Origin of the sequence: Salinivibrio sp. MA427, assembly GCF_001996115.1 — a bacterium.
In the GTDB taxonomy this organism is placed as follows: domain Bacteria; phylum Pseudomonadota; class Gammaproteobacteria; order Enterobacterales; family Vibrionaceae; genus Salinivibrio; species Salinivibrio costicola.
Genome location: NZ_MUFH01000233.1, coordinates 1 through 4,184, shown reverse-complemented (window position 1 = coordinate 4,184; position 4,184 = coordinate 1). Strand labels below are relative to the sequence as shown.

Sequence of the window (4,184 nt, the reverse complement as noted above, 5' to 3'; positions counted from 1 at the left end):
ACTAGTGCTTACTTTGGCGTCATGCTATTCCTACTAGCATCAACAAGGAGGAACCATTATGACATCCACACTGCAAAAACCTGTAAAAACCATTAACCCATTAGGGACAGATGGGTTTGAATTTGTGGAATATACCGCCCCCGATCAAGCCGGTATTGATGCGTTGAAAAGTCTATTCTCATTGATGGGTTTTGCTGAAATTGCCAAGCACAAACACAAGCATGTTTGGCTGTATCGCCAAGGCGATACCAACTTTATTGTTAATGGCGAACCCGAGTCTCAGGCACAAAGCTTTGCAGAGCACCATGGCGCGAGCGTGAATGCGATGGCATTCCGTGTTCAAGATGCTGTTCATGCAATTGCTTACGCGGCAAAACAAGGTGCCAAAGTGGTTGAGCCCAATATCGGTCCGATGGAGCTTAGCATCCCGGCGGTATATGGCATTGGCGACTCGTTACTCTACTTTGTTGATCGTTACGGTGATCAGAGTATTTACGAGGTTGATTTCGACTTCTATCCTGATTGGCAAGCGCGCCTTAAAGAAGCCGATGCAGGATTGAAGGTTATCGATCACCTGACGCACAATGTCGATATTGGCAACATGGATGTATGGGCTGATTTCTATGATCGTATCGCCAATTTCAAAGAGATCCGCTTTTTCGACATCGAAGGCAAAAAAACAGGGCTAAAAYCTCGTGCATTGACTGCTCCGTGCGGAAAAATCCGTATCCCGATTAACGAATCCAGTGATGATAAGTCACAAATTGCCGAGTACCTAAAAGCGTACAATGGTGAGGGTATTCAGCACATTGCAATGACGACAGAGAATATCTATCAAACAGTACGCACGCTGCGAGATCGGGGAATGGCGTTTATGGATACGCCAGAGACCTATTATGAGCAAGTGAATCAGCGTGTTAGCGGTCACGAAGAAAATATTGATGAGCTCCGTGATACTCGTGTTCTGATTGATGGTGACGCGGATACTGGCATCTTGCTACAGATTTTTACCAATACAGTTATTGGTCCTGTTTTCTTTGAAATTATCCAGCGTAAAGGTAATCAAGGCTTTGGTGAGGGTAACTTTAAGGCTCTGTTCGAATCGATTGAGCTTGATCAAATACGTCGCGGCGTGTTGGATTGATCGCTCAGAAAATAAAACCCTTCGCGCTCTTTAACCGGAGCGCTTTTTTGTCTACCTTTCCTTGTATCTAGCCGGATATTTTTCGCCCCAACGACGAACGGGCTCTATGCTTATAGGGCAAGCTCTTCTATTAAATAGGTGATTATGAAAGCAGGCAAAGCCATTTTACGCCATTCCTTATCAGTATCGTTGATGACGAAGCTGGCGCTATGCTGGGTAATACTCATCGCCTTATTCGCATCACTATTACTTTTTGCCGATTATCAATCCCATAAATCACAGGTCCAGCGCGTGTTACAAGATGTTGGCAGCCGTGATGTCCGCACCATGACTGATCACCTATGGCGAGTAGAAACACAAGCATTTGAACAACAAATTGAACAACTTATTGCACAACCAGAAATCGATTACATACACGTTTATGATGCTGACAGCACACAAATTGAACGTGGTGTAGAGCCAACTCAACAATCGATCCAGATGAGTTGGCCATTAATTGCCAAAAAAGAAGGCAATGAATATGTACTTGGCCAGCTTGATGTGGCCTCGAACTATACCGCATTACGTGCTTATCTAGGAGAGAGTGCGAAGTGGGCGTTTTTAGGTTGGTTGGGGGTTTCAGGGCTGGGCGTGATAGCGTCAATGTGGATAGTGCAACGGTATCTCACCGCACCATTATCGGCTCTGCACCAACAGGTGAATCAATGGGACAACGGCTTACCAAATCAAATCAGTGTCCCACCAGAATGTCGCGGTTGGTGGGGGTTTGAGGCGCGCTACAATGCTATGGTCACTCAATTTCGCCAAACGCTATCGCGGGTTGAGAACGAGAAGCTGGATGCCGAAAAGGCTAGCCACAAAAAAAGCGAGTTTCTGGCTAACATGAGCCATGAAATCCGTACGCCAATGAACGGCATTATCGGGATGGCATCGCTGCTGAAAAGTACGCGTTTGAATGATGAACAACAAGAGTTCGTTGAAATGCTAGAAACCTCCTCGATGTCGTTACTGGATGTGATTAACGATATCTTGGACTTCTCTAAAATAGAGGCAGGTAAGTTAGAGTTAGAACCATTAGAGCTCAATGTATTTGAGTTGGGTAAAGATCTGGAAAACTTGTTCACGCTGAGAGCTAAAGAGAAACACTTACAGTTTGGCTGTGAGATTGATCCAGAGATATCGCCCTTGCTAATTGGTGACACACCGCGATTACGCCAAGTGATGATCAACCTAGTCGGGAATGCGATTAAATTCACTGAACAAGGCGACGTCGCCGTTTCGATTACCAAAGTTCTTGATGAGGGAAACGCTTGTGTACTTCGTTTTCAAGTGAAAGATACTGGACCTGGTGTCCCGATTGAAGCGCAAAATCGTATCTTTGGTAAGTTTGAGCAAGGCGACGCTTCAGCAGCAACCGCAGGTGGTACTGGGTTAGGCCTCGCGATTTCTCAGCAAATTGTCAACCTGATGGGGGGGCGAATCACCCTAGAAAGTGAAGTGGATGTGGGCAGCCTATTCTCGTTCTCGGCGCGCTTTGAATGTGCAGATGTGCCGCTTGCGACGCCCGTAGAGGCGTATTTATTCGCGGGCGCGCCAATGCTGCTGGTTGATGACAGTCGTCTTAATATGCGGATTACAACCGCGCAACTGAGTAATCTCGGCTGTCAAGTGACCTGTTGTATGCATCCCGATGATGCGTTGCCGCTTATTAAAGAACGGCTTGATAGCCAATCTCCATTTAAAGTCGTTTTGCTTGATAAGATCATGCCCAAAATGGATGGCTTTAGTCTCGCCGAGCAAATTGTCACTGAATTGGGTGAGAGAAGCCCAGCCATTATCATGCTGACGGCTGCGCCCGATGTGATTGATAGACCGCGCATCGAGCGATCAGGCATTGAAGGTTATCTTGGACGCCCTTATCAATTTAATGATTTAAAAGCTAATTTAGTTCGGATCCTTCAACAAAGACAGCCCACGCTGGGTATTGTGCGTTCAACAGGAAAGGGGACATCACTGGCAGGGCTACATGTTCTCGTGGTTGAGGATTCCAAAGTTAATCAACGCGTTACAGAAGCTATGCTGACGCAGTTAGGCATCAATGTGCGATCAGCGGATAACGGCGAGCAAGCGTTAGCTCTTTGGAGCAGTAAGCCTTTTGACGCCATTTTCATGGACTGCCAAATGCCGGTCATGGACGGCTATGAGGCGGCAGCACTGATCAGGCGTAAAGCGTCTCGCACGGACCGAATCCCCATTATTGCATTAACTGCCAACGCAACAGCAGAAGATAAAGAAGCATGCTTAGCGGCTGGCATGGATGACTATATTGCTAAGCCTGTTCGACAACACGAACTAGCGACCATGCTAAGAAAGCATACTTTTACCACAGACACACAACTATTGACCAAAGAGTAAGCGAAATAGTCAGCGCTGTTACGCAAGTGTGATCTTAGTTACAAACATATCATAAAATACGAAGGATTCTTGGTGTGGTCTAACCTCTTTTCGTTAGGGTTCTAATCTTTGGGTGGGCTTGGCCCCAAACATAATTAGAAAGCAAAACGCAAAGAGGAAATATGAACAGAAAAAAACTGTTTTCAGGGGCAGCGGCTTTATTGCTGAGTGTCAGCGCTCATGCTGGCGAACTTAATGTGATGGCTTATAACATCATGCAGTTGAGCAACCTACAAGATTGGGGTCAAGCAGAACGAGCGGCTCGTTTACCGACTGCGATTGCCGACATGGATACCCAGCCCGACATCATTTTGGTTAGCGAAGCCTTCAACGCTGAAGCAGAGCAAGCAATGAACCAACTTGCCAACCTATATCCTTACCAAACGCCCAATGTGGGGCAAGATTGCAGTGGTGAGGGTTGGGATGCATTAACAGGAGATTGCTCTAACTCTCCTTTCGTCGTCCGGGGTGGCGTCACCATTATTTCCAAGTATCCGATTTTGACCCAGCAAGCGCACATTTATAATAACAGTTTACGGGGCAGCTGGGACTATCAAGCAAATAAGGGGTTTGCGTACGCTAAGAT

General features: G+C 46.5%; 3 protein-coding genes. All 3 read left to right on the top strand.

Annotation, left to right across the window (positions count from 1 at the left end):
- Positions 1 to 58 precede the first annotated feature (58 nt).
- The gene (gene hppD / locus BZG79_RS12370; RefSeq protein ID WP_077774523.1) at positions 59 to 1,144 is read left to right on the top strand and encodes a 4-hydroxyphenylpyruvate dioxygenase; all 1,086 of its coding nucleotides are present in this window, start codon (positions 59 to 61) and stop codon (positions 1,142 to 1,144) included.
- Between the two features lie 144 nt (positions 1,145 to 1,288).
- Entirely contained in the window at positions 1,289 to 3,559 is a 2,271-nt protein-coding gene (locus BZG79_RS12365; protein WP_077774522.1) for a response regulator, read from the top strand.
- Between the two features lie 161 nt (positions 3,560 to 3,720).
- Positions 3,721 to 4,184: endonuclease/exonuclease/phosphatase family protein (locus BZG79_RS12360; RefSeq protein ID WP_347336593.1), on the top strand; the 464-nt coding region annotated here is incomplete at its 3' end.

Excerpts from the sequence above, each read along its gene's own strand:
- BZG79_RS12365 (WP_077774522.1), top strand. The coding sequence starts at position 1,289 with ATGAAAGCAGGCAAAGCCATTTTACGCCATTCCTTATCAGTATCGTTG.